This is a genomic window from Hymenobacter metallicola, from assembly GCF_004745645.1.
In the GTDB taxonomy this organism is placed as follows: domain Bacteria; phylum Bacteroidota; class Bacteroidia; order Cytophagales; family Hymenobacteraceae; genus Hymenobacter; species Hymenobacter metallicola.
Genome location: NZ_SRMB01000005.1, coordinates 386,419 through 412,846 on the forward strand (window position 1 = coordinate 386,419; position 26,428 = coordinate 412,846).

Consider the following 26,428-nt stretch of genomic DNA (forward strand, 5'->3'; position numbering starts at 1 on the left):
GAGAAAGCAGACAGGAAACAGATACTAAACCCGCAAGCCGCCCAAAAGTGAGTCCGGGCCGGAACGCTACACCTGGGGCATGGCTTTGCGGGCCACTTCGGCGTCCACGCGCTTCTGCAGTTCCTCCATCGGCCGAATCCGGTTCTGGGGTGGCACGCCCAGCAGGGTCTGGCGCATCACCGTCACCGAATCGTTGAAATACCGCAGGCCCTGGTCGAGCGGCGGCTGGCCGTAGATGTAGAAGTTTTTCATGGTCGTCAGCGTTTCGCGCCGTAGCAGGGCCGCGCGGTGCATCAGCTCTAGCTGCTCACTCATGGTAGGTTGCAGCTTGTGGTTGTACACCAGCACGCTGGTCAGGCGCTTCCACTTGTCGAGGGTAAGCTCTACCTGACCGGGAAAGGTGGAGTCGATGCGGGCCGCCTCGGCTTCCTGAAACAGGTAGGCCGACTGATTCTCGGCTTCCCAGAAACGGCCGGCCAGTAGCAGAAACTTGCGCTGGGCGGTGGTATCCTGCCGCTCGGCCGCGGGCAGCAAGGCGGGCATTTGCCGCACCTGGGCTTTGGTTAGGGAGTCGAACGACGGCATCAGGTGGGTTTGCACCGCCACCAGTTCGCGGCTGGGCACGGGGCCGTTCTTGTTTTTCCAGCTTTTGTTGCCGGTAGGCCACCAGTATAGCACGGCGGCTAGCACCACCAGGCCCAGCCCCAGCGCCGGTAGCAGCCAGGGCCGCTCCGAATCCTCATTTATTTCCGGCGGGGCGGCCTCCACCGACGCCGGGGGCAGCGCCCAGGCTACGCCGCGCCGCTGTAGTTCCTGGCGGGCAGTAGCCACCAAATCAGCGTGGTAGAAGCCCGGGTTCTGAACCAGGAACAGCAGCTCCGCATCGGTTTTGGCAAGCAGGAAATCGGGGGCCGAGGAAAAGGGGGCAGACATGGATAAAGCTCAACTATATGGCCGGTAATCAACCCGTAAGTTGGGAAAAACCGCGGGCAAAACCACGGGCTATTTCTAAACCAGCCCGGCGCAGCGGCGTATAGCATAGTCCCGGGCCGGGTGCCCGGGCTTCCCAACCTAGCACCTTCTTCCCATGCAAGATCCTCAGCAAATCCCTACCGATAGCCGCGACATTCAGCAGGCTTCCGGTTCGCAGTCGGAGCAGCGGCAGCCCGAGGGGCGGCAGGCACCCGGCACCGACGCCCTGCGCGGCCTCAACGCCGACGACAACTCCGGTAGCGGCGGCACGGAAGGCGGCCACGAAATCAAGGGCAAGCGCGTCAGCACCGGCCCCAACTACGACCAGCCCGGCAACGCCGCCGACGGCGACGTAGGCGGCAGCTCTACCTCGGCCGGTACTGGCGTTTCGGGCGGCGAAACCGGCCAGGTTCCGCAGCTCTAGCCTTCTTTTTCCTCGGGAAAGCTGCCCTGCTCTCCCCATTCCATCCATCCCACCTTACCTATTCTCATCATGTCGAATAAACCCAATAACCCCGGCAATACTTCCGAAGACAGCGGCGCCCGTCGCGTGAGCACCACCAACCACGGCCAGGACGGCACCTCGAAAAACGAGGCCTTCGCCGCCGCCCAGAAAGCTCAGCAGGAAGAGCAAGCCCAGCAGAACGATGCCACCACCAGCACCCAGAGCAACATGGGCAACGGCGACGGTATCCGCGGTGAATATGGCGACGCCAGCCAGACCAATGGTATGGAAGGCGGCAGCAACGCGGGCAACAAGGACCAGAACGACACCCGCAAAAACCACAACTAGGTTGTTGCCAGGTATGTAAAAGCCGCTCTGCCAGACAGCAGAGCGGCTTTTTTGTGGGTAGTGAGTGGCCGGTTGGAGCGGAGTGACTAGCGGGCGCGCTACAGTTCCGCTGTTATCTTCACCGCCGAACCCAACCTGGAAAGACCATGCCTACCCTGGAGCCCCGCTGGCAGCGCTACCTCGACCGAATACAGTACGCCGGCCCTCTAGCGACGTCGTTGCCGGTGCTGCGGGCACTGCAGGCCGCGCATCTGTTCCACGTGCCATTCGAGAATCTGGATATTCATCGGGGCCAGCCCATCCACCTGACACACAGCTACGAGAAGGTGGTGGAGGCTGGCCGGGGCGGCTTTTGCTACGAGCTGAACGGGGTGTTTTACGAGTTGCTCACGGCCCTGGGCTTTACGGCCCGCCTGATTTCAGCCCGCGTTTTCAGTTCGGCTACCACCTTCGGCCCCGAATTCGACCACATGGCCATTCTGGTGACCTTGCCCGAAGGAGAATACCTGGTGGACGTTGGCTTCGGCGAGTTCACCCAGGGGCCGTTGGCAAACCAGCTGGGCCTGGTGCAAACCGATCCGCGGGGCCACTTCGTGCTGGAGCAGTACGACGCCACCTACCGGGTCGTGAGCAAGCTCAGCGGCGAGGGCCAGGTGCCGGAGTACCTGTTCACCACCACGGCCCGCACCCTGCCCGACTTCGCGGCCATGTGCCGCTACCACCAAACCAGCCCAGCTTCCCATTTCACGCAGAAGCGCCTTTGCTCCCTGGCTACCGAAACGGGCCGAGTTACTATTTCGGGTACTACCCTGAAAATAACGCAGGGCGAGCTGGTAGAGGAAAGAATCCTGCCTGACGAAGCCGAGTTTAACGAGGCGCTGGCACGGTATTTCAACGTGCGGCTCTAACTGCCCGGTAGCCGAATCGGTCCTGAATTATACCAGGAAACGGGTGAGCGGGCCGGATTTTGCACCCAGGGCAGCGGATGCCGCCGCCGGGCTGCGTAATTTGCAACAGTTTTCTTCGTTTCTGTGCTGATGTTTCGATTGTCTTTGGCGGCTAGCCTGCGTTGGGTTTGGATTTTTTCATTCTTTCTGGTTGGACTCAATCCCGCGGCGCGGGCCCAGGACGGCCCGCCGAAACGGGAGCTGCGCGGCGTCTGGATTGCCACCGTCGAAAACATTGACTGGCCCAGCAGCCGCACCCTGACGCCCGAGCAGCAGCGCCGCGAGTACCGCCGCATCCTGGATGTGCAGCAGCTCAACGGCATCAACGCGGTGTTTGTGCAGGTGCGGCCCGCCGCCGACGCCTTCTACCAGAGCGAGCTGGAACCCTGGAGCAAGTGGCTCACCGGCCAGCAGGGCAAGGCCCCCAGCCCGGCCTACGACCCGCTGCCCTTCCTGATTGAGGAAGCTCACGCCCGGGGCATGGAGTTTCACGCCTGGTTTAACCCCTACCGGGCCAGCATGGACTCGGTGACGCGCCGCCTAGCGCCCAATCACCCCTTTAAGCAGCACCCCGAGTGGTTTCTGCGCTTCGGCGGCAAGCTACTCTTCAACCCCGGCCTGCCCGAGGTGCGCCAGTACATTACCCGGGTAATTCTGGACGTGGTGCGCCGCTACGACATCGACGGCGTCCACTTCGACGACTACTTTTACCCGTACCCCGAGCCCGGCCTGAAAATTCACGACGAGGCCGCCTTTCAGCAGTTCAACCCCGACAGCCTGAAGTTGGCCGACTGGCGGCGGCAGAACGTGAACAAGCTCATCCAGGGCCTCCACGACACGATTCAGGACACCAAGCGCTGGGTGAAATTCGGCATTTCGCCCTTCGGTGTGTGGATGAATAAATCGGCCCACCCCGAGGGCTCCGACACCCGCGCCGGGCAGCCCAGCTACGCCAACCTCTACGCCGACTCCCGCCTGTGGCTGCAGGAAGGCTGGATCGACTACATTGTGCCCCAGCTCTACTGGAGCACTAACTTCAAGCTCGTGCCCTACGCCACGCTGCTCGAATGGTGGACGCGCAACCACTTCGGCCGCCACCTCTACGTCGGGCAGGGCGCCTACCGCATGCTGGAAAACACCCGTTCGGATACCACCTGGCGCAACCCGCGCGAATTGCCCCGGCAGGTGCGCCTGAACCGTTCATACCCGACCGACGTGAGCGGCAGCGTGTTTTTCAGCGCCCGCTCCCTGATGGCCAACCCGCTGCACACCCGCGACTCGCTGCGCCAGAACCTGTTTCGCTACCCGGCCCTGGTGCCCACCATGCCCTGGCTCGACGCCGTGCCGCCCCGCCCGGCCCAAAACCTGGTACTCACCCGCGCCACGCCCGTCGTCACGCTTACCTGGCAGCCCGGCCCCGTGGCGGCCGACGGCGACCTGGCCCGCTACTTCGTCGTCTACCGCTTCACCAAAGACCAGACGCCCACCCCCGACGACCCGCGCAATATCCTGGCCCTGGTGCAGAACCGGCCCGGTACCTCGCCCGTGCTAATCGATACCAGCGCCGCGCCCGGCACCGACTATGCCTACTACATTACGGCCGTGGATAGGCTGCATAACGAAAGTACGCCCGTGCGGGTAACCACCCAGGGCAAGGCCGCTGAGGTGATTGTCGCCCAGCAAACTCCACCAACCAAACCCGCTGCACCCGCTGCCCCGGGACCAGCGGCCACCCCCGCTAAGCCAGGGCCCACCACTCGCCCGGCCATCGGCAAGCCCGAAACGGCCGCCGTTACCAAGGAGAAAGTCAAGCCCAAAAAGCGTGGTTTCTTCGCCCGCCTCTTCGGGAAGAAATAGGCTTGTGCCAGTAACCAAAAAAGCCCGACCAACTGGTCGGGCTTTTTTGGTGCAACTAGCTGCGGCAGCGTTCTACAGCGCCTTCACGTCCAACGTCAGCGTCACGCCCGCTGTGGTGCGGCTGATGCCGGTAATGGTGAAGATGGCATACTGGTCGGCGGCCCGCAGGCGGGCAATGACCACGTCGCCCACGGCCACGTTGTCGAGCTGGGCTACCTGGTTCGTAGCGGCGGCCGTTTGGTAGGTTTGCCGGATGCTGTTCAGGGTAGCCGCGCTGTAGACAGCCGCCGTGGTGCGCACAAATTTTGTAGTGTTTAGGGCTTTGAGCTGCACGGCGTTGGTGGCAATGCTGCTGATGGCCACGTCCTTGGCTTCCGGGGCCCCGGAAGCTGCTACAGTCGTAAAGGTCGTCAGGTCGTACGCGGCCTGGTCGCCGCCGGCAGTACCGGTGAAGACAAGCGTGGCGGAGCGGGCCGCGGCCAGGGCCGTGGGGGTAGTAGGCGTAATGGCCGGGGCCGTAACCGAGGCCGAACGAATGCTGGGGGCTCCGGCCGGGGCGGGCAGGGTGGGCTTGTCCTGGAAGCGCGACTTGGCCTCGAAGCGGTACACCACGCTTTGCCCGCTCGAGCCCGTGGGCAGCGTCACGTCTACGTTCACCAGCGTGGCCGCCCCCGACTGCGCCCCGGAGCCGACCGGTACCCGCTGCCGCGCCGCGCGCCGCTCGGGCTGGGTGCCCACGCGCACGAAGGTTATCAGGCTGTCGATGTCCTTGTAGAGGGTGCCGGCGGTGGTAATGGCGGCGGCCGTATTGATGCCGCCGGTATTGAGCCGGACCGGGAAGCGCACCACGTCGCCGGGCACGCGGGCCGCGTTGGAAGGTGCCGTCACGTTGGTCGAGGCATCCAGGGAAATGGTCGGGGTGGGCTCGGCCAGGCGGAAGTTGAAGCTGCGCACCTTGCTCTGGCCGTTGTCGGCCACCACCACGGCATCGACGCGCACGTTGGCCTTGTTGGCCCCGGCCGGTACCACGTAGTTGACAATCAGCGTGTCGGCCCGGTTGATGCGCGAGTAGGCGGGCTTGTAGGGAATGGTTTGCACCAGCGTGGAGTCGCGGCCGGGCTCCACTTTCTGCAGAATGCGGATTTCCCGGATAGGGGAAGTCTGCTGGGCAAAGCGCAGCTCAAAGCTCACCGTTTCACCCGTGGCGTACTTGGTGGTCGTGTTCAGACCATTGGCCAGGAAGGTTGGAATCTGGCCGCCTACTTCCTGGTAGGGTTCTTCCAGTTCTTTGTCGCAGGCGGCCAGGGCCGGGGCGAGCAGCGCCAGCAGCAGGGTGCGGCGCACAGGGGTATATAACATGAGATGAAGCCTTAGAATGAATACTGAGCGAAGCGGCAGTGGGCCGCCCTTAGGGCATGTCCCACCACAGGGGCTTGGTGATGTAGTCGGGGGCGCTGGCGCCGAGGGCCGCCACGGCCTGCGGGTTATACATCACCTCGGTAGCGCCGGGCAGCATCCGCCGGGGCCACTGTCCGCCCAGGCCGTTGGGGGCACCCACTGGGTACTTCAGGTTGGGGTAGATAGCCGGGTCGAAGTCGTAGCGGCGCAGGTCCGACCACGACTCCGGGTTCAGGAACATGGCTATGTACTTCTGCTCCATGATATGTTTGAGGGTCAACTCGGCCTCGGTCTGGGCTACGGCGGCGCTGGCCAGGTAGGCATCAATCTGGGCGGGCGTAATGGTGGGGAAGGTCACGTTGGGATTGGCAAAGGTGCCGCCCACTCCGATTTTGGTCATGTGGGCCCGGATACCGGCCTTGTAGGCCGTCAGGGCCCGGCCCTTCTCCCCAGCCTTAAAGGCGGCTTCGGCCTCAATAAACTTCAGTTCGTGGAAGGTAATAACCTCGAAAATACCCAGGTCGCGGGCGTACCAGCCATTGTAGAAGTCGGCCACGTTGTTGATCAGATTGCTGGTCGCCGGAATGCCCACCCCGGGGTCGGCGCCGTTGCTGCTGCCGGCCAGCATAATAGGCAGGCGCGGGTCCGTTACGCCGGGAAAGGCGGCCCCGGTCACACTGCCATTCAGGTAGCGCACGATGTTGTTGGAAAACGTGGCCGCCCCGAAGTTGGCCCGCGTCACGCCGTAGATGTTGGTCGTGCCCGAGAGCGGGGCCACGGCCACCTGATACTGCAACTGGGCGTCGTCGGCCGCGTTGCGGAAGCTGGCACTGACGAGCTGCAGAATCTGCTGGGGGTTGTAGGCGGCCTTCTTGCTCAGGTGGTTGAGCTGCCGGGCCTTCAGGGCATTGGCAAAACGAATCCACTTGTCCGTGTCGCCGCGGTAGAGGATGTCGCCGCTGATGCTGGGCGAGCTGATGTACAGGGGCAGCAGGTTTTCGGCGGCCGGGGTTCTCATCAGCGCTATGCCCTCGTCGAGCAAAGTCTGCACGGTGGCGTAAATCTGCTCCTGCGGGTCGTACTTGGGCGTGTAGTTCTCGGCGCCTTTAAAGGCTTCGGAGTAGGGAATGTCGCCCAGCATGTCGGTGGCGTGGGCCAGGTCCATGGCCGTAATGATCTTGCCGGCCCCGATGTAGTAGGGCGCCTTGGCTTTTTCGGCGGCCTCTATCATAGTCGGCACGTTGCCGGCCGAGTAGAAATAGGCGTAGTTGAAGGTATTGGTGCTGTTGCCGTTGGTCAGCACAAACTGGTCGGTGCTGCTGGCCGGGGTTTTGCGCACCGCGTACTGGGTGATGTAGGCCGTAGTGAGCGAAGTAAACATCTGCTGCTGAATGCCCTGGGAAATGATGCCGGGCAGCAGGAAGTTCGGCGACGAGGTAATGGGGTTATTGGGGTCGGTGTTCACGTCGAGAAAACTCTCGCACGAGGTCAGGGCCGCGCCGCTGAGGGCTACACCCAGACAGAGGATATATTTTTTCATTGCTGGAAAGTCCGGTAAGGTTGCTGACTGCTGAGCGGTCAGCAGCAGTTAAAAGTTCACGCGCAGGCCCATGTCCACGCCGCGGGTGGCGGGCACGCTGCCGTAGTCGAAGCCCGAGGAGCCGCCCCCGCGCACCCCGGCCCCGGCCGAAGCCGTTTCGGGGTCGACGCCGGAGTAGTTGGTCAGCAGCACCAGGTTGCGGCCCGTCACGCTCAGCTCCACGCCGCGCACGAAGGACGAGCCCAGCCAGGCGGCGGGCAGCGCGTAGCTCAGCGTCACGTAGCGCAGGCGCGTCCAGGAGGCATCTTCCACGAAGGAGGCGGCCGTGCCGGTCAGCACGTTCTGGTAGTAGCCCTGGGTCAGCTCCGTGGGCCGGGTGTTTTTCACGTAGCCGCCGTCAGAGTTGAGCAGGGGGCCCGTGTTGTTGGCGTTGGCCAGCACCCCGTCGAAGACTACCTGCTTGTAGCGGTCCAGGGTGCGGGTGCTCATGCCGGTTTTGGTAGCCAGCCAGTCGTTGCCGTTCACCACGTCGCCGCCCTGGCGGAAATCAACCAGGAAGCTTAGGTTCAGCCCCTGATAGGTGAAGGAGTTGGTGACTTGCACCGTGTAGTCGGGTGCGCGGTTGCCGGCGTACTCAAACACGCCGGTATTAACGATGGGGTAGCCCGAGGCATCGATGAGCAGCTGGCCGTCGGGGGTACGCTTAAAGTCTACGGCGCTGATGGAGGAAATCGGCTTGCCGGGAAAGGCCCCGCCCCGGGCCCAGTCGATGACAAAGGCGTCGGACTGGTACACCTCGGTCAGGAAGCTGGGCAGCTGGGTGGCGCGGTTGCGGTTCAGGGTGAAGTTGGCAATAACGTCCCAGCTCAGGCCCTGGGTCGACTTCAGCGGGGCGCCGGTCAGGGCCAGCTCCAGGCCCTTGTTTTCCACGGTGCCCCCGTTGATGTACTGCAGAATAAAGGCCGTGGCCTGGCTCACGCGGGGCGCAATGAGCTGGTCGCGGGTTTCCTGGTAGTAAGCGGCCACGTCCAGGGTCAGGCGGTTCTGCAGGAATTGCAGGTCCAGGCCGGCTTCCACCGAGCGGGTTTGCTCGGGCTTAAGCAGGCGGTTGGAGCCGAAGAAGCCGTTGCGGAAGCCGCCCCCGATGTAGGTGCTCTGGGCCAGCGGCGAGTCGACGCGGTAGGGGCCTGTGTCTTTACCCACCACGGCCACCGAGCCGCGCAGCTTGCCGTAGTTCAGAATCGGGTTTTGGTCCAGGCCCAAGGTGCGGGTGAATTCCCAGCCCAGGGCCGCCGAACCGTAGCCGAAGGCCCGGCCGAAGTTCTTGTTTTTCTCGGGCCGGGGCAGCGTCGACGACATATCGAGGCGGCCGTTCAGCTCCAGGGTTATCTGCTGCAGAAAGTCCAGGTTGAGGCGGGCAAAGTTGCCGATCAGGCGCCGCTCCTTGTTGGTAATAAGCGTGTTGCGGTTTACCGTGTTGTTGATGCTGACAAAGTCCGGGTTCTGGAAGATGCGGCCGTAGTTGTCCGTCGTTTCGTTGCGGCTCACTTCCACCGTATTGCCCAGCACCAGCGAGGAGCCCAGGTTTTCACTGAACTTGTGGTTGAGCGTCACCAGGAAGTTGGAGGTCAGCAGGCGGTTGATGATGGTGGTTTCCGCAATGCCCCCGTCCTGGTTATCGGGCTGGGAAGTGCCCACGGCCCGCACCGAGCGGTCTTTCTGGGAGTAAAAGTCGGTGCCGATGTTGTAGCTCACCGAGGCCCACTTGGCGGCCTCAAACGTGACCTGCGCGTTGCCGATCATGCGGTTGGTGCGCGTGGTCTGGGGGTTGCGGTAGATGGTGAAGTAGGGGTTGTCCGGGTCGCCGGCCGAGGTGGCCGCGCCCAGCAGGCGGCGGCGGGTGCCGTCGGGGTTGAGGTAGTTGCGGGCGTCGTCGTTGCGGGGCCAGTTCAGCAGGCTGGTGAAAAAGCCGCTGGGATTCAGGCCGGTACCAAACAGGCCCCCGCCCTGGAACGGCGACTGGCCGCCGCTGTTCAGGTACTGGGTCGAGGCCGAGCCGCTGAACTTGGGCGAAAACTGCACCGTGCCCGAGGCCCGCACCGTCGACTTGTCGTAGAGCGTGTTGGGCACCACCCCCTTCTGGTCGAGGCGGGAAGCCGACACGAGGAAGGTGGCCTTGTCGCCGCCGCCCGACATGGTCAGGTAGTGCTGCCAGGCCGTGCCTTTCTGGAACAGGTTGCCCAGGTTGTCATATATCGGCTCGCCCTCGCCAAAGCGCGGCCCCCAGGAAGCGCGGGTTGTCGCGTCGAAGATGCCGTTGGAACCCTGCTTGTACTGGTCCTGCAGCGTGGGCAGGCGGTTCACCTCGTCCACCGAAAACTGGGTGCGGTAGTTGATGTTGGTGCGGCCTGCCGTGCCTTTTTTGGTCGTGATAATCACGGCTCCGTTGGCGGCGCGCAGGCCGTAGAGCGCTGCTGCTGCCGGACCCTTGAGCACCGTCATACTGGCAATATCCTCGGGGTTCAGGTCGCCGGCCCGGTTCTGACTCACGGCGCTGCGGCCCAGCTGCCCGTTGAAGGCCGAGCCCCCGCCGGGGGAAGTCGACTCCACAAAGGAGGAGTTGTCCATGATGATGCCGTCGATAACAAACAGGGGCTGGTTGTCGCCGTCGAGCGAGTTGCCGCCCCGGATGACAATGGCCGAGCCTTCGCCGGGGGCGCCCCCGGCGCTGGTAATCTGCACGCCGGCCACCTTGCCCTGCAGGGCATTGACGATGTTGGTCTGCCGCGACTCGATGATGTCCTTGGACTTCACTTCCTGGGCCGCGTAGTTGATCTGCCGCCGTTCCTGCTTGATGCCGTAGGCCGTGACGACCACGTCGTTCAGATTGGTCGTGTTTTCGGCCAGGCTGATGTTGATGCTGGCGTCGGTGCCCACCACGCGTTCCTGCGTCGTGAAGCCGATAAAGCTGAACGTAAGCGTACTGCCCGGGGCGGCCTGCACCGAGTAGCGGCCGTCGGCGCCGGTGCTGGCCCCGGTGCTGGTGCCCTTCACCAGCACGGTTACGCCGGGCAAGGGGCTGCCTTTGGTATCAGACACTACGCCCGAAACGGCGCGGGGCTGGCCGGTTTGGGCGTAGGAGCCGGGCCCCAGCAGCACTCCGAGCGCCAACAGAAGCCATAAAAGTTTTTTCATAGGAGAGAGAGGAATTGGGTGGAAGGATAGGGAAAAGGGCAAAAGCAAAACCGGAGCCCCGCTACACTTGGGCAGCAGGACTCCGGTTGGAGAAAAGCAAGGCTAGGAGGGTAGGGCCAGACACCGACACAGGACGATTTTCATGGGAGAATTCGGCGCTGAAAAGTTGAGAGGAAACGGCAATACGGACAGAAGATAAAGCTTTTATTCAAAAAACTCCTGTTCAGGCTTGAAGAAATGCCAAATGCGGCTACCGTCAAACTATATAGGAGATTTTAGGTATTTTGAAGCCCGGTACCTTCCCCTCACCGAGGCCCGCCAGAAGCTTGGCTACGCCCGGCCTCTTCCACCAGCGCCCACCCATGATGCCCGCTACGCCTCCGCCCGCCTTGTCCGTTACTATCCACCCCGACTCCGAAACGGCTTCGGCGGCCGTGGCCCGCTCCATTGCCGAGCTGATCTGGCTGCGGCAGAAGGAAGGGCGTACCGTGGTGCTGGGGCTGGCCACGGGCTCGTCGCCCACCCGCGTGTATGAGGAGCTGGTGCGCCTGCACCGCGAAGAGGGCCTGAGCTTTCAGAACGTCATCAGCTTCAACCTCGACGAGTACTACCCCATGCCGCCCGACTCGCTGCAGAGCTACGTGCGCTTCATGCATGAGTACTTGTTCGACCACGTCGACATCCGGCCCGAAAACGTGCACATCCCCGACGGTACCCTGCCCCAGGAGCAGGTAGCCGAGTTCTGCGCCCAGTACGAAGCGCAGATCCGGGCCGCCGGGGGCATCGATTTGCAGCTGCTCGGCATTGGCCGCACCGGCCACATCGGCTTCAACGAGCCCGGCTCCGGGCCCGACTCGCGCACCCGCCTGATAACGCTCGACCACATCACCCGCACCGACGCCGCCTCCGACTTTTACGGGGAGGAAAACGTGCCCCGCCGGGCCCTGACGATGGGCGTGGGCACGATTCTGGAAGCCCGCCACATTGTGCTGCTGGCCTGGGGCGAGGGTAAAGCTGCCGTCATCAAGCGCATGGTGGAAGGGGAGCCCAGCGACTCGGTGCCGGCCACCTACCTGCAGAAGCATCCGTGGGTGGACGTCGTGCTCGATGAGGCCGCCGGGGCCGAGCTGCCCGAGCGCAAAACGCCCTGGCTGGCCGGGGTGCCCTGCCGCTGGCAAGACGAAGCCCTGGTGCGCAAGGCCGTAACCTGGCTGGCGCGCCGCCTCGAAAAGCCCATTCTCAAGCTCACCGACGAGGAATACAACGAAAACGGCCTGTCGGCGCTGCTGGCCGAGTCGGGCCGGGCCTACAGCATCAACATCCGGGTCTTCAACCAACTCCAGCACACTATTACGGGCTGGCCCGGCGGCAAACCCGACGCCGACGATACCCACCGCCCCGAGCGGGCCGAGCCCTTTCCCAAGCGGGTGCTTATCTTCTCGCCCCACCCCGACGACGACGTAATCAGCATGGGCGGCACGCTGCTGCGCCTCGTGGAGCAGGGCCACGAGGTGCACGTGGCCTACCAGACCTCGGGTAATATTGCCGTCTTCGATGACGAAACCCTGCGCTTCGCCGAGTTTGTGGCCGACTACGACGCGGCTTTTCGCCTGGACGAGCAGCCGGCCGAAAACCTCTACCAGCGCGTGGCCGAGTTTCTGCGCAACAAAGCGCCCGGCCAGGTCGACTCGCCCGAGGTGCAGCAGATCAAGGGCCTGATCCGGCGGGGCGAGGCCAAGGCCGCCTGCCGCTACGCCGGCATCCCCGACGACCAGGCCCACTTCATGGACCTGCCGTTTTACGAAACCGGGCGGGTGCGCAAAAAGCCTATCGGGGAGGAGGATATCCGCCTGACGATGGAGATGCTCAACCAGATCCGGCCCCAGCAGATTTACGCCGCCGGCGACTTGTCGGACCCCCACGGCACCCATCGGGTGTGCCTGGCCGCCATTTTCGAGGCCGTGCGCCGCCTCAAGCAAACCCACACCGACTGGCTGGCCGACTGCTGGGTGTGGCTCTACCGCGGGGCCTGGCAGGAGTGGGATATCGACCAGATTGAAATGGCCGTACCCCTGAGCCCCGAGGAACTCACCCGCAAGCGCCGGGCCATCTTCAAGCACCAGTCGCAGAAGGACCGGCCGCTGTTTCCCGGGGCCGACCAGCGCGAATTCTGGCAGCGCTCCGAAGCCCGCAACCGTACCACGGCCAAAATCTACGACCAGCTGGGCCTGCCTGAGTACGAGGGCATCGAGGCGTTTGTGCGCTGGGTGTTCTAAGGCACGCGGCCTAGGCTTGGGCCGGAGCTTTAGGCTAACCAGGATGGGGTTAACCAGAACCGGAGCCCGGTAGCGTAGGTCGTTGAACACGACTGGCGCTGCCGGGCTCCGGCTGGTTGTTAGGTCCTGTAGAGTAGGAAGTAGGCAGGGAGCTACGGGTGCGTTGCGTTGGCAAGGGTAGGGGTTTGAAGCCGGGAGGCCCGCCGGTTTATTTACATAGTGCAATTATTATATAGCCTGAAGCCTACTTGGGCAAGAAGGTTGGCAAGCCCTAAACCCGGGGTAGGAAGTGAGTAATTACTTATAGTGGGGTAAGTGGGCACTTCCTGGCAACGTTCCCGACAACGATTGCATAAAATTATCTGGGCTACTTCTGTCCTTTCTATCTGAAACCCGCAACCTTATGAGGAAGCAAGGTGCTGGCATTTTGCAGGCTGTTCTTCGGCAAATCAAATTTCCACCATACTTCCCACCTCATGAAAAACTGGTTACTTCTGATTGGGCTGCTGCTCGGCCTGGCCGGGCACGCCCGCGCCCAACAAGCCCGCCAACTCTCCGGGCAGGTGCTCGATGAAGCCTCGGGTCAGGGGCTGCCGGGCGTAACGGTGGTCGTGAAAAACACCACTATCGGAGCCAGCACCGACGGCAGCGGCAACTTCAGCCTGGCGGTGCCCGCCGGAACCGAGCCCACGCTGGTGCTGAGCTACGTGGGCTATCTGGCCCAGACCGTGACGGTCGACAATACCAACAGCATCACGGTAAAGCTCAAAACCGACCAGAAAGCCCTGGATGAAGTGGTGGTTATCGGCTACGGGGAAGTAAAGAAAAGCGACGTGACCGGCTCCATTGTGTCGGTAAAAGAGGAAGACCTCAAGAAGGTGCCCGCCGCTAACGTGATGGAAACCCTGCAGGGCCGCCTGCCCGGCGTAGACATCACCAGTGCCGGGGGCTCGGCCGGGGCCGCCGTGAACATTACCGTGCGCGGCAACCGCTCGATTCTGGCCAGCAACGGCCCATTGTTTATCGTCGACGGGGTGCAGTACAACTCCATTCAGGATATCAACCCCAACGATATTCAGAACATGGAGGTGCTCAAGGATGCCGCTTCCACGGCCATCTACGGGGCCCGGGGCGCCAACGGGGTTATCATCGTGACGACCAAAAAAGGCAGCGCTGGCAAAACCCGCGTGACGCTGAACTCCTACTACGGCCAGACCGACGCGGTTTTCTACCCCGAGGTCAACAACGGGGAGCAGTACGTGGCCCAGAAGCGCGAAGCCAACCGCGCCAGTGGCACTTGGACCAGCCCCGCCGACGACGCGAAGATCTTCACGCCCCTGGAGCTGCAGGCCATTGCCAACGGCACGTCCACCAACTGGGCCGATTTGCTCCTGCGCAACGGCGTGCAGCAGGAACACCAGGTGGGCGTAGCGGGCGGCTCGGAAAAAACCAAGTTTTACCTCTCGGCCGACTTCTACAACGAGCAGGGCCTGTTCCGCAACGACGACCTGAACCGCTACTCCTTCCGGGCCAACATCGACCAGGCCATCAACGACAAAATCCGGGTGGGCCTGCAAAACCAGCTGACTTACTACAACCTGGATGCCCGGCGCGACCCGACCAATATGGCCAACAAGATTAACCCCTTGAGCACGCCCTACGACGCCAGCGGGAACTTTGTGAACTACCCCAACAACCAGGCCTTCCTCAACCCGCTCACCGACGAGCGGGCCGATACCTACGTCAACAACACCCGCCGGACGCGTACCTTCTCGACGGCCTACCTGAGCTACCAGATTCTGCCCAGCCTGAACTTCCGCTCCAACCTGGGCCTGACGCTGTCGAATGACCGCACCGGCATCTTCCAGGGGCAGTACTCCATCGACCGGAACGGGCAGATCAACCAGGCTTCCTATGGCACTGGCTTTGAAACCAACTGGAGCTGGGAAAACATCCTGAACTTCAACAAGACCTTCGGCGACCATTCCGTGAACGTCACCGGCGTTACCTCGCTGCTGACCTTCAACAACGAGGCTTCCCTGGCCCAGGGCCGGGGCGTGCCGGTATCGTACCAGCAGTTCTACGCCCTGGCCAACTCCGGGCAGGTAGTAACCTCTTACACCGACCTCAAGCGCAGTGAGCTACGCTCCCTCACGGCCCGGGTGCAGTATGGCTTCAAGAGCCGCTACCTGCTCACGCTGACCGGGCGGCAGGACCGCTCCTCGAAGCTGGCCAAAGACAACCAGGTGGCCTTTTTCCCCTCGGCCGCCGTGGCCTGGCGCGTGGTCGACGAAAGCTTCATGAAGGACTTCACCGCCGTTACCGACCTCAAGCTGCGCGCCAGCTACGGCCGGGCCGGCAACTACGACGTGGCACCCTACTCCTCGCAAAGCCTGCTGACGCGCATTCCCTTCAGCTTCGGCGAAACCAGCGCCGCCGGCTACGGCTTCGACAAGCGCGTGGGCAACACCAACCTGGGCTGGGAAATTTCCTGGACCAAAAACGCGGGCCTCGACTTTGGTTTGTTCCGCAACCGCCTCACCGGTTCCATTGATGTGTACGAAACCCTGACCAGTGACCTGCTGCTCGACAACAACCTGCCCTCGACTACGGGCCGGGGCAACATCATCGAAAACATCGGCAAAACCCGCAACCGCGGGGTAGAAGTGGGCCTGAATGCCCTGGCCCTGGAAACGCCCGACTTTCGCTGGAATGTAGGCGCCACCTGGTTCAAGAACAACGAGGAAATCCTGGAGCTGGGCGGAGCCGACGACCTGCTCAACAACCGCTTCGTGGGCTACCCCGTGCGCGTGTTCTACGACTACGAGAAAATCGGCATCTGGCAGACCGACGAAGCCGATGCCGCCAAAGCCTTTGGCCAGAAGCCCGGCCAGATCAAGGTGAAGGATATTTCGGGGCCCAACGGCGTGCCCGACGGCAAGATTACGGCTACCTACGACCGGCGGGTGCTGGGCGCGGCCGTGCCCAAGTGGAGCGGCAGCTTCAACAGCGACATGAGCTACAAGGGCTTCGACTTGTCTTTCCAGGTCTTTGCCCGCATCGGCCAGATGATCAACTACGAGTACGCCCAGATCTTCGACCCCCAGGGCATCGAAAACAGCGGCGTGCACAACTACTGGACCCCCGAGAACCCCAGCAACGACTACCCCCGGCCCGACGCGGCCCTGTCGAAGTCGACGATGCAGAACAGCCTCTTTGGTACCACGCTGCAATACAGGGATGGCTCCTTTGCCAAGCTGCGCGGCGTAACGCTGGGCTACAACCTGCCCAAGGGCTTCCTGGAAAAATTCGGCATGGGCTCGGCCCGCCTCTACGTGCAGGGCAAAAACCTGGTGACCGTCAGCAAAATCGACAACTACGACCCCGAGCGGGGCGGCCCCATCACCACGCCCATTCCGCGGGTGGTGCTGGCCGGCATCAACCTGGGCTTTTAAGCCCGGGGCGCGCGAGTTGCTCACCGTTTAAAGACTATTCCCATGAAATTTTCGAAGAAGATCTATAGCATCGTTGCGGCCTGCGCCCTGGTTGGGCTTTCCACGTCCTGCAGCAAGGAGCTAGAAGAATACAACCCCTCGGGCCTCACCCCCGACGCGGTATACACCACCCCGGGCGGATTTGAAAACCTGGTGAATGCCGCCTACTCCTACACCCGCTGGTGGTACGGCAAGGAAGACGGCTTCAGCATGTCGGAAATGGGCACCGACCTGTGGCTGCGCGGGGCCGGCGACGTAAACCCCGACCTGACCGACTACACCACGCTGCAGTCCAGCTCCCGGGCCGTGGAGTCGCTCTGGAGCAAGCTCTACATCGGCATCAACGTCTGCAATGCCGGCATCAGCCGCGTGGGGCAGTCGGGCATGAGCGACGCGCTGAAAAAGACCCGGGAAGGCGAGCTGCGCTTTTTGCGGGCCTTCTACTACTGGCACATTGTGGAAAGCTGGGGCGGGGTGCACTTCACCACCGAGGAAACCCAGGGCGCCGTGAAAACGGCCAACCGCACTCCCGTGGACGAGTTCTACAAGCAGATTTTTGCCGACCTCGACATTGCCGTGGCCAACCTGCCCGCCACCCTGGCCGTGGCCACCGAGTACGGCCGCGTGACCAAGCCCGTAGCCGAGGCGTTTCTGGCCAAGATGTATCTGACCCGTGGCGAAAACCAGAAGGCCGCCGACCTGGCCCAGAAAGTCATTACCAGCTACGGCTTCTCGCTGCAGCCCCGCTACGCGGATCTGTGGTCGATGACCAACCTGGAGAACAAGGAAATCGTGTGGGCCGTGAACTACTCCCGCGACCTGACCCTGAACGACCGGGTCGACGCGGGCCTGTACCCCGACGGCCACTCGCGCGGGGGCAACAACGGCCACCTGCTCTGGCTCATGAAGTACGACGACCAGCCCGGCATGACCCGCGACGTGGCCAACGGCCGGCCCTTCAACCGCTTCATGCCCACCAAGTTTCTGCTCAACCTGTTCGACGAAACCAAGGATGCGCGCTACGCGGCTTCTTTCCGCACGGTGTGGCTGGCCAACACGGCCGTCACGACGGGCACCAAACCCCTGGCCGTGGGCGACACGGCTATTCTGGCCACCAAGAAGGTGGTATCCACGGCCGTGCGGAACGCCAAAAAGTACCGCGTCTACGATGTCAACGACATTTACAACGCCAACGGTACGGGCAAAAACCGCTTACAGTACGTGTGCCTGCGCAAGTTTGAGGACCCCACCCGGCCCACCATTCAGGAGGAGCAGAGTGCCCGCGACGCCTACGTAATCCGGCTGGCCGACGTGTACCTGCTGGCCGCCGAAGCCAACTTCAAGCTGGGCAAGCTTGATGATGCCGTCAAGCAAATCAACGCGGTGCGGGAGCGGGCGGCCCTGCCCGGCAAAGTAGCCGACATGCGCATCAGCGCCGCCAACCTCAGCCTGGACTTTATCCTGGATGAGCGGGCCCGGGAGCTGGCCGGCGAGCAGCACCGCTGGTTTGATTTGAAGCGCACGAACAAGCTGGTTGACCGGGTGAAGGCCAACAACCCCGAGGCCGGAGCCAGTATTCAGCCTTTTCACCTGGTGCGCCCCATTCCCCAGCGCCAGCTCGATGCCGTGACCAACAAGAGTGAGTTTATTCAGAACCCCAACTACCGGTAATCGTTGTTAAGCATTAAGACTGAAAAAGCCCGCCTGAATAATTTCAGGCGGGCTTTTTTCAGTCTATGCGTATTGCTTGAAAGCCAGACCAGATGGGTTGGTCCGTTTCTTTGAGCGTAAGGGTCTCGTTCTCCTCTCCACAACCCAAGCAACCTTTTCCACCCCATCTGGCGCCGGGCAGCTTGCCGGAACACAAACCGCAGGCATAGTGAGCTTTCAGAACATAGAAGCAGCAAAGTGCCCAAGGGTTGCACCCCGACCAGGAATCAGGTGGCGTGGCACTGCTGGCACACCCCAGACATGAGGTAGTCGCGGTGCACGGCCTGAAACCCGCCGGGCAGCTGCACGGCCGGAATGGCTACCTGGTTGAGGCAGTAGGTATGCTGGCACACCGAGCACTTGAAGTGCACATGGTCGTCGGCGTGGGCCTGCTCGGTGCAGGTGGCTGAGCAGGCGGCAAAGCGAATCACGTCGGAGCTGTCGAGCACCCGGTGAATCACGCCCTTCTGCTCGAAGGTGCGCAGGGTGCGGTAGAGCGTAATCCGGTCGGTGCCTTCCTCCAGGGCCTGCTCGATGTCGTTGCTCGACAAGGCAAACGACTTGCTGAAAAGCACGCTCAGCACGGCCCGGCGCATGGGCGTCTGCCGGAGCCCGTGGCGGGCGAGAGTCAGCGAAATGTGGTCGGGAGTTGCCATCAGGATTCCAAAAGTACGAGGTTGGCACCGAAGCGCCTACTGCGGGGCGCCTTCTGGCTGCTAGGGGGTAACAGCGAAAGGGCCAAAAAGTGTCGGGGGCTGGCGGTGTGCCGAATTTTATCATCTTAGGTCCTCCGTAACGACTCCCTTATCTGCTGGCCCATGTCTTCCTCTTCGCCTGCTGTTCACCCACCGGCCGCGCCCGCGCTGCCCCCCACCGGCACGCCGCCCAGCCGCCTGGTGGCCTTGGATGTATTCCGCGGCTTGACCGTCATGGCCATGATTCTGGTCAACAACCCCGGCGACTGGGGCCACATCTACGCCCCGCTGGCACACGCCCAGTGGCACGGCTGCACGCCCACCGACCTGATTTTTCCCTTTTTCCTGTTCATTGTGGGCGTTTCCATCGTCTACGCCCTGGATTCGGCCCGGCGCACGGCCCCGCACGGGCCTTTGCTGCGGCGCATTGCGCGGCGGGCGGCGGTGCTGTTTGGCCTGGGCTTGTTTGGCTCCCTGTTTCTGGACTGGGACCTGAGCACGGTGCGCATTCCCGGGGTGCTGGCCCGCATTGCGCTGGTATTTCTGGGGTGCGGAGTCTTGTTCGTAAAAACCACCTGGCGGCAGCAGGCGATTCTGCTGGCCGTTCTGCTGGTGGGCTACAACGTGCTGCTGCAGCTAGTGCCCGTGCCGGGCTTCGGGCCCGCCAATCTGGAGCCGGCCACCAACCTGGGCGCCTGGCTCGACCGGCTGCTGCTGGGGGAGGCCCACCTCTGGAAAGAAAGCAAAACCTGGGACCCGGAAGGGGTGCTCGGCACGTTGCCCGCCGTGGGTACCGGCATCATGGGGCTGCTGGTGGGGCAGGGGCTGCGCCGCACAAGCCTGGAGGCCGCCGGCCGGGTAGCCTGGCTGTTTGTGGCCGGGGGCGCGGCCCTGCTGCTGGGGTTGGTTTGGAATAGCTGGTTTCCCATCAATAAAAGCCTGTGGACCAGCTCCTACGTGCTCTATACCGGCGGTATTGCCACGATGAGCCTGGCGGCCCTTTACTGGCTCTGCGACGTGCAGGGCTACCGCCGCGGCATCAAGCCCTTTGTCGTGTTCGGGGTCAATGCCATTACCGTGTTTTTCCTTTCGGGCCTCATTGCCCGCGGGCTCAATCGGTGGCAGGTAACGGGCGCCGGCGGCTCCCCGACGGGCCTGAAGCAGTGGCTCTACGAGACGCTGTTTGTGCCCGTCTTCCCCGACCCCTACCTGGCCTCCCTGGCCGGGGCCCTGGCCTGCGTGCTGATATGGCTGGGTGTGCTGTGGGTGATGTATGAGCGGCGCATTATTATCAAGGTGTAGGCGCCGGGGACGCCATGCTGAAAAAGGCCGCCACTTTCCGGTGAGTTGCGTACCTGCTTGTATGAAGCAGCTCCTGACCCTGGTAACCGTACTGACTTTTGCGCTGCCCCTGGCCGCCCAAACCACTTCTGCCCCGACCACCGCCGCCCCGGTTGCGGCCATCTCCCCGAAGCAGCGGCAGGCGGCCGAGGAGCTGTTGCAGATGATGAAGATGGAAGAAAACATGAACAAGAGCATCGACCAGATGGTCAGCATGCAGGTGCAGCAGCGCCCCGACATGAAGCAGGTGGAGCCCGAGCTGCGCACCTTCATGACCAAGCACATGAGCTGGGCCACGCTCAAGGACGATATGGTACAGCTCTACGCCGCCGAGTTCACCGAGAAAGACCTGCGCAACCTGACGGCCTTCTACAAGTCGCCGACGGGGCAGAAACTGCTCGACAAGCAGCCTGAACTGATGCGCGCCACCATGCAAATGGGCCAGCAGCGCCTCCAGCAGAATATTCCCGAGCTTCAGCAGCTCATCGAAAAGAAGATGCAAACCCAGGATACCAAGCAGTAGAGGCGCAGAGTCGGGGTAGCCTAGCGGCTACCTTCGCCTGTCCCGACGAGCCACGCGAAGCCATCCGTCCTCTGAAGTGTGCCAAGAGCCCTTATGTGAAAAGCCCTTTCCTGTTTGTGCGGGAAAGGGCTTTGTGGTAAAAGGTCGTGACTACCTTCGCAGAGGACGGATGGCTTCCTCGCAAGGACAGGAATGAGTCTAGTGAGCCGCCGGAAACTCGTAGCCGGCGAAGTCCTGGCGGAGCTTGGTTTTGAGCAGCTTGCCGGTGGCGGTATGGGGCAGCTGGTCCACAAACTCCACGGCGTCGGGCTTCCACCAGTGGGCTACCTTGCCCTCGAAAAAGTCGAGCAGCTCCTGTTTGCTGACTTGGATTTCGGGCTTGCGCACCACAACCAATAGCGGCCTTTCGCTCCACTTGGGATGGGGCAGGCCAATAACGGCGGCTTCGGCCACGGCGGGGTGGGCTACGGCCAGGTTTTCGAGGTCAATGGAGCTGATCCATTCCCCGCCCGACTTGATAACGTCCTTGGAACGGTCGGTGATGTTCATGAAGCCGTCGGCATCAATCGTGGCCACGTCGCCGGTGCGGAACCAGCCGTCGGGGGTAAACTGCGCGCGGTTGTCGGACTCGTAGTAGCCGCCCGCCACGAATGGGCCGCGCACGAGCAGGTCGCCGAAGGCCGTGCCGTCGTGGGGCAGCTCCCGGCCCTCATCGTCCACTATTTTCATGTCGATGCCGAAGATAGAGCGGCCCTGCTTGGTGCGGACGGCAAACTGCTCGTCGGGGCTGAGGTTGAGCTGGTTACTCTTAGGCGTATTTACCGTACCCAAGGGCGAGGTTTCGCTCATGCCCCAGGCGTGGCGGATGGTGACGCCCAACTCCTCGTCGAAGGCCCGCAGCAAGGCCGGTGGACAGGAGGCCCCACCCACAATCATCTTGGTGAGGGTGCGGAAGCGGGCCTTTTTCTCGCGCATAAACGTCAGCAGGCCAAACCAAATGGTGGGCACCCCGGCCGAGAACGTCACGCCCTCGTTTTCGAATAACTCAAACAAGCTGGCTGCGTCGAGGCCAGGGCCGGGTAGTACCAGCTTGCAGCCAATCATGGGAGCCAGGTACGGAATACCCCAGGCATTGACGTGAAACATGGGCACCACGGGCAGAATCACGTCCCGGGCCGAGCAATTGAAGCAGTCGGGCAGGCCGGCGGCATAGCTGTGCAGCACCGTGGAGCGGTGGGAGTAGAGCACGCCCTTGGGCTGGTCGGTGGTGCCGGACGTGTAGCAGAGGGAAGAGGCCGTATTTTCATCGAAGGAGGGCCACTCGAACTCGGCTTTGTGGGCAGCCAGCAGGTCTTCGTAGCAGCGGATATCGGGCAGGCTGCTGGTCTCGGGCATGTGGGCGCGGTCGGTCAGCAGCACCCAGCCCTCGACGGTGGGGCAGTGCGGGGCCAGCTTCTCGACCAGAGGCAGGAAGGTCAGGTCGAAGAAGATGAACCGGTTGGCGGCGTGGTTGATGATGTAGATAAGCTGCTCGGCAAACAAGCGGGGATTAATTGTGTGGCACACCGCCCCGATGCCCGACACGCCGTAGTAGAGCTCGAAGTGGCGGTGGTTGTTCCAGGCCAGCGTCCCGATTCGGTCCCCGTGCTGCACGCCCAGCTCTAGCAGGGCATTGGCCAGCTGCTTGGCCCGCTGGTGGGCGGCGTGGTAGGTGTAGCGGTGAATGCCGCCCTCGGTCAGGCGCGTCACGATTTCGGTGTCGGCGTGCCACTTGGCGGCGTGCTGCAAAAGCCCGGCAATGCGCAGGGGCTCGTTCATCATTAATCCTAGCATAGGGCGGTGGGGTTAGGTCGGCGCTTTAAGCTACGGAATTAATGTGCTGATGTGCTAATGTGGTGGATGTGCTACGGCTTTCCGTGTCCTTGCGAGCAACGCGAAGCCATCCTTCCTCTATGAAAGTAGCCGCCGCCTTTACCCATTAAGCCCTTTCTCCTTACCCAGTGTAGAGACGCATACTTGCGTCTGCTCGTTAACTGTCGTTATTATGACGCAGATGAGGCCCCGCCAACACAAAGCCCTTTCCCGTGCAGACAGGAAAGGGCTTAGCGGGTAAAGACTGTTAGTCATTGGCAGAGGACGGATTGCTTCGTGCCTCGCACTGATAGGTTTCCTCGTACGAGCCTGGTGTTTTCTATTCCTCCACCGTCGTTTCTACTTCTTGAGTTTGCCCCTTGCGGATGCTTTCCAGCGCCACCTGCAGAATCTGGGTGCGCACGTTCAGTTCGCCGAGCTTGTTGTTGCGCCGGGTGGGGTTCACGCGGTTGGAGAGGAAGACGTACACCAGCTCCTGCTCCGGGTCGACCCAGAAGAAGGTACCGGTGAAGCCCGAGTGGCCGAAGCTGCTGGAGGAGGCGTCGTGGGCGGTATTGCCGGCGGGTTTGGCCGCTTGGCGGTCGAAGCCCAGGCCACGGCGGTTGCCTTGGTCGCAGAACTGGCAGCGGGTGTAGTCGGCCAGTACGTCGGCCTTGAGCAGTTGCTGCCCCCCGTAGTTGCCCCGCCAGGCATAGGCCTGCACCAGCTTGGCCAGGTCATTGGCATTGCCAAACAGGCCGGCGTGGCCCGAGAGGCCGCCGAGCAGGGCGGCCCCTTCGTCGTGCACGGTGCCGTGCAGCTGTTGCCGCCGGAAAAGCGAATCATACTCGGTGGGGGCAATGCGGCGGCGCGCAAAGCGCCGGGTGGGGTTGAAGCCCAGCGTGGTAGCACCCAGTGGTTTGTAAATTTCCTGCTGCAGAAACTGGTCGAAAGGCTGGCCGGTAATCTGCTTGACCAGCAGCGGGTAGAGGTAAAACGACAAGTCGCTGTAGACGTAGCCCGGCTTCTCGTTCAGCGGCGACTCCCCAATTTGCTTGACCAGCTGCTCGGGCAAGTCCTTACGGGCCCAGAGCTTGGTGGCTACCTGCAACGGGAAGCGGGCCGAGGAATCAGCCCGGAAGTAGCGGCGGCTGAGCTGGGCATCGGCGGCGGGCTTCTTGCTGGGGTCGGGCTTGCTGAAGCCGGCAAACAGGCGGGCAAAGAAGCCCTTGGGCTGGGTGTAGCCCTGCCAGAACGGAATCCAGGCCTTGAGCCGGGCCTGGTGGGCCAGCACGTCGCGCAACTTTAAATCCTGCTTGTTGGTGCCTTTGAACTGGGGGAAGTAGTCGCCCAGGGTCTTGTCGGGGCTGAACTTGCCTTGTTCCTGCAGTTTCATCAGGGCCGGTACGGCGGCCGAAACCTTGGTCAGGGAAGCCAGATCGTAGAGGTCGGTGTTGCGCACGGGGCGGCTGGGCTTGCCGGCCTGGGCCGGGGCATCGGCAAAGCTGTGAGTGCCGTAGCTTTTGTGCAGTACCACCGTGCCGCGCCGGGCAATGAGCACCTCGCAGCCGGGCATGGCACGGGCCGCCAGCGCTTGGTTCACGATAGAGTCGACGCGGGCTTCCAGGGTGTTGTTCATGTTCACGTCCTCCGGAAAGCCGTAGCGCAGGCGCAGGCCGCCGGTGGTGGTCAGGCCGAAGCCGCGGCTGTACTTGTCGGTCACCGTCACGGGCAGCTTGCCGGTAGCGCCAAGGCCGCCGAAAATCACCTGGGCGGTTATTTCCTGGGCATTCTTGCTTTCCTGGTAGGCCAGCAGCACCGCGTCGGCCCGGTCCAGGTCGCGCACTTTCGCCACGGCATACGCATTGCCGAATACACTCACGACCACGCGCTGCCTGGCGCTGGTCAGCTCCCGCAGCAGCAGGTTGGTTTCGGGCGTCACGCCGAAGCTGGTGGCGGGCAAGCGGCCCAGGTTGTTGATGCCGACCAGTAACGTGTTGTAGCGCTGCAGCGTGGTCCGCATCTGGGTCAGCTCGTCCAGGCTCGCCGTGGCCGACAGCCAGTAGTGGTCGGCCGGGGCGTAGTCGGCCACCAGGCGCTGGAAGTCGGTGGTGTCTTTGGTGCCGATGGTGAGCGTAGCCAGGCGCAGGGTATCGAGGCGTTGCAGGGGCAGAAAGCTTTTCTGGTTGCGCAGTACCGTCACGCTCAGGGCCGAGAGCTTCTGGCTTAGCGCCTGCGCGTGCACCGGGTTAAGGTCCTGGTACAGGTTGCCCAGCTCAATGGGGCGGTACTTGTCGAGCCCGGCCCACTGTTTCAGGGCCAGCACCTTGCGGCAGCGGGCATCAATATCCTCCTGCTTGAGTTGACCCGCATTGATGGCGGCGCGCACCATTTTCAGAGCCAGCGGAATGTTCTTCGAAAACTCCAGAATGTCATTGCCCGCCAGCAAAGCACGCAGATCGGCCTCGCCGGGCGGATACTTGCTAATCACGCCCTTCATGTTCATGGCGTCGGTGAAAATCACGCCCTGAAAGCCCAGCTGCTGTTTTACCATACCCGTCACAATGGGTTTGGAAAGCGTGCTGGGCATGCCCGTGCTGTCGAGGGCCGGAATGTTGAGGTGGGCAATCATAATACCGCCCAGGCCGCGGCGCATCAGGTCCCGGAACGGAAACAGCTCCAGGGTATCGAGCCGGCGCCGGTCCACGCGCACCACGGGCAGGGCCAGGTGGGAGTCGGTATCGGTGTCGCCGTGGCCGGGGAAGTGCTTGGCCACGGCCAGCACGCCCGCATCCTGCATGCCGCGCATGTAGAGGTAGCTCTTCTCGGTTACGTTTTCGCGCTGCTCGCCCCAGCTGCGGAAGCCAATGACGGGGTTGGCCGCGTTGTTGTTTACATCGACCACCGGCGCGAAGTTGACGTGCATGCCCAGGCGCTTAAACTGCCCGGCTACTTCCTGGCCCATGTCATAGAGCAGCTGGTTTTCGCGGATGCCGCCCAGGCTCATCTGGTAGGGGAAGCGCACCACGCTATCCAGGCGCATGCCCGTGCCCCACTCGGCGTCCATGGCCACCAGCAGCGGCACTTTGCTCTGGCTCTGGTAGCGGTTCAGCAGCTTGCTCTGCCGCACCGGGCCGCCCTGGAAAAAGATGAGTCCCCCGATACCGTACTGCTGAATCAGGGTCGAAATGGAGTCTTCGTCGATGCGCTTCCGGTTGGAATAGGCCGCTACCATAAACAGCTGGGCCACGCGCTGGTCGGGCGTGAGGGTTTTCATCACCGAGTCGACCCAGGGGGAAGAGCTCAGCTGGCGGGCAAAGGGCACGGGCTGAGCACCCCGGGGCCTGGCGGCTCCGGCCGCTTTGCCCGCCGGAGCCGCCGCCGGTTTGGCCGTGGCAGCCTGGCGGGCCTGGGCCCGGGCGGCGGCAGCTTTCTTAGCCGCCTGGGCTTCCCGGTAATCCAGGATTTCCTGGCGCCGTCGGGCGGCGGCACTTTGCTGGGCGCGGCGGGCAGCGGCAGAAACCTTCTTTTGGGCAGCGGGCTTTTTACGGCGCTGGGCGGCGCTGTCGGCGGGGCTCAACAACACCAGTAGCAGCCACAGAAACGAGAGGAAGCGGGCAAAAGACAAGATAGGGCGCGGATAAGTGAGACGGCGAATTTACGGGAATGCACGGCTTCCCGATTTTCGGGCCGCCAAAGGGCCGCAAGCTGCTTAATGCTCGGAGTGCTGCCAGGCAAGGATGTGCGTACGAGCAGCAAGCCAAAGCTGTGTCGGTAAGTTGAATCGTTGCTTTTTAAACAGCTGATATAAAGTAATTTATTATTGCGTTAATAGA

At 62.7% G+C, this 26,428-nt stretch carries 16 protein-coding genes; 9 read left to right on the plus strand and 7 right to left on the minus strand.

What is annotated here, in order from left to right:
- Positions 1-66 precede the first annotated feature (66 nt).
- Positions 67-933: a hypothetical protein gene (locus E5K02_RS22360; protein WP_135398146.1), complete on the minus strand. Its 867-nt coding sequence runs from the start codon at positions 931-933 to the stop codon at positions 67-69.
- 154 nt (positions 934-1,087) lie between these two features.
- Here E5K02_RS22360 and E5K02_RS22365 point away from each other — a divergent pair, with 154 nt between their 5' ends.
- The 4 genes from E5K02_RS22365 to E5K02_RS22380 all read left to right on the plus strand — a co-directional run bounded on the left by E5K02_RS22365 (position 1,088) and on the right by E5K02_RS22380 (position 4,569).
- The gene (locus E5K02_RS22365) at positions 1,088-1,396 is read left to right on the plus strand and encodes a hypothetical protein (RefSeq protein ID WP_135398148.1); all 309 of its coding nucleotides are present in this window, start codon (positions 1,088-1,090) and stop codon (positions 1,394-1,396) included.
- Between the two features lie 69 nt (positions 1,397-1,465).
- Positions 1,466-1,765, plus strand: a complete 300-nt coding sequence (locus tag E5K02_RS22370) for a hypothetical protein (RefSeq protein WP_135398150.1) — start codon at positions 1,466-1,468, stop codon at positions 1,763-1,765.
- 146 nt (positions 1,766-1,911) lie between these two features.
- Positions 1,912-2,673: an arylamine N-acetyltransferase family protein gene (locus E5K02_RS22375; RefSeq protein WP_135398152.1), complete on the plus strand. Its 762-nt coding sequence runs from the start codon at positions 1,912-1,914 to the stop codon at positions 2,671-2,673.
- Positions 2,674-2,802: 129 nt separating this feature from the next.
- Positions 2,803-4,569 carry a glycoside hydrolase family 10 protein gene (locus E5K02_RS22380; protein ID WP_135398154.1) on the plus strand — a complete coding sequence of 589 codons (1,767 nt, stop codon included), beginning with the start codon at positions 2,803-2,805 and terminating at the stop codon, positions 4,567-4,569.
- Positions 4,570-4,641: 72 nt separating this feature from the next.
- Here the strand turns inward: E5K02_RS22380 and E5K02_RS22385 are convergent, their stop codons facing one another.
- The 3 genes from E5K02_RS22385 to E5K02_RS22395 are packed head-to-tail and all read right to left on the minus strand — an operon-like array spanning position 4,642 to position 10,702.
- The gene (locus E5K02_RS22385; protein ID WP_135398156.1) at positions 4,642-5,928 is read right to left on the minus strand and encodes a hypothetical protein; all 1,287 of its coding nucleotides are present in this window, start codon (positions 5,926-5,928) and stop codon (positions 4,642-4,644) included.
- Between the two features lie 49 nt (positions 5,929-5,977).
- Complete coding sequence (locus tag E5K02_RS22390) at positions 5,978-7,507, minus strand: SusD/RagB family nutrient-binding outer membrane lipoprotein (RefSeq protein ID WP_135398158.1); 1,530 nt, start codon at positions 7,505-7,507, stop codon at positions 5,978-5,980.
- 48 nt (positions 7,508-7,555) lie between these two features.
- The gene (locus tag E5K02_RS22395) at positions 7,556-10,702 is read right to left on the minus strand and encodes a SusC/RagA family TonB-linked outer membrane protein (RefSeq protein ID WP_135398160.1); all 3,147 of its coding nucleotides are present in this window, start codon (positions 10,700-10,702) and stop codon (positions 7,556-7,558) included.
- 362 nt (positions 10,703-11,064) lie between these two features.
- Here E5K02_RS22395 and nagB point away from each other — a divergent pair, with 362 nt between their 5' ends.
- The 3 genes from nagB to E5K02_RS22410 all read left to right on the plus strand — a co-directional run bounded on the left by nagB (position 11,065) and on the right by E5K02_RS22410 (position 18,143).
- Positions 11,065-12,978 carry a glucosamine-6-phosphate deaminase gene (gene nagB, locus E5K02_RS22400; RefSeq protein ID WP_135398162.1) on the plus strand — a complete coding sequence of 638 codons (1,914 nt, stop codon included), beginning with the start codon at positions 11,065-11,067 and terminating at the stop codon, positions 12,976-12,978.
- 476 nt (positions 12,979-13,454) lie between these two features.
- Positions 13,455-16,433 carry a SusC/RagA family TonB-linked outer membrane protein gene (locus tag E5K02_RS22405; RefSeq protein WP_135398164.1) on the plus strand — a complete coding sequence of 993 codons (2,979 nt, stop codon included), beginning with the start codon at positions 13,455-13,457 and terminating at the stop codon, positions 16,431-16,433.
- Positions 16,434-16,475: 42 nt separating this feature from the next.
- Positions 16,476-18,143 (plus strand): RagB/SusD family nutrient uptake outer membrane protein, encoded by a 1,668-nt coding sequence (locus E5K02_RS22410; RefSeq protein WP_135398166.1) that lies wholly within the window; start codon positions 16,476-16,478, stop codon positions 18,141-18,143.
- Positions 18,144-18,409: 266 nt separating this feature from the next.
- Here E5K02_RS22410 and E5K02_RS22415 read toward each other — a convergent pair whose 3' ends face one another.
- The gene (locus E5K02_RS22415) at positions 18,410-18,838 is read right to left on the minus strand and encodes a Fur family transcriptional regulator (RefSeq protein ID WP_135398168.1); all 429 of its coding nucleotides are present in this window, start codon (positions 18,836-18,838) and stop codon (positions 18,410-18,412) included.
- Between the two features lie 162 nt (positions 18,839-19,000).
- Between E5K02_RS22415 and E5K02_RS22420 the strand changes: the two genes are divergently transcribed.
- Positions 19,001-20,179 (plus strand): acyltransferase family protein, encoded by a 1,179-nt coding sequence (locus E5K02_RS22420; protein ID WP_135398170.1) that lies wholly within the window; start codon positions 19,001-19,003, stop codon positions 20,177-20,179.
- Positions 20,180-20,240: 61 nt separating this feature from the next.
- Complete coding sequence (locus E5K02_RS22425) at positions 20,241-20,741, plus strand: DUF2059 domain-containing protein (protein WP_167856544.1); 501 nt, start codon at positions 20,241-20,243, stop codon at positions 20,739-20,741.
- Positions 20,742-20,939: 198 nt separating this feature from the next.
- On the opposite strand, the gene E5K02_RS22430 is transcribed toward E5K02_RS22425, so the two are convergent.
- Together E5K02_RS22430 and E5K02_RS22435 are read right to left on the minus strand one after the other, a co-directional pair.
- Complete coding sequence (locus tag E5K02_RS22430; RefSeq protein WP_135398174.1) at positions 20,940-22,574, minus strand: 3-(methylthio)propionyl-CoA ligase; 1,635 nt, start codon at positions 22,572-22,574, stop codon at positions 20,940-20,942.
- A gap of 358 nt (positions 22,575-22,932) precedes the next feature.
- A complete protein-coding gene (locus E5K02_RS22435) occupies positions 22,933-26,220 on the minus strand; it encodes a glycoside hydrolase family 3 N-terminal domain-containing protein (RefSeq protein ID WP_240737405.1) in 3,288 nt (1,095 codons plus the stop codon).
- Positions 26,221-26,428: the final 208 nt, after the last annotated feature.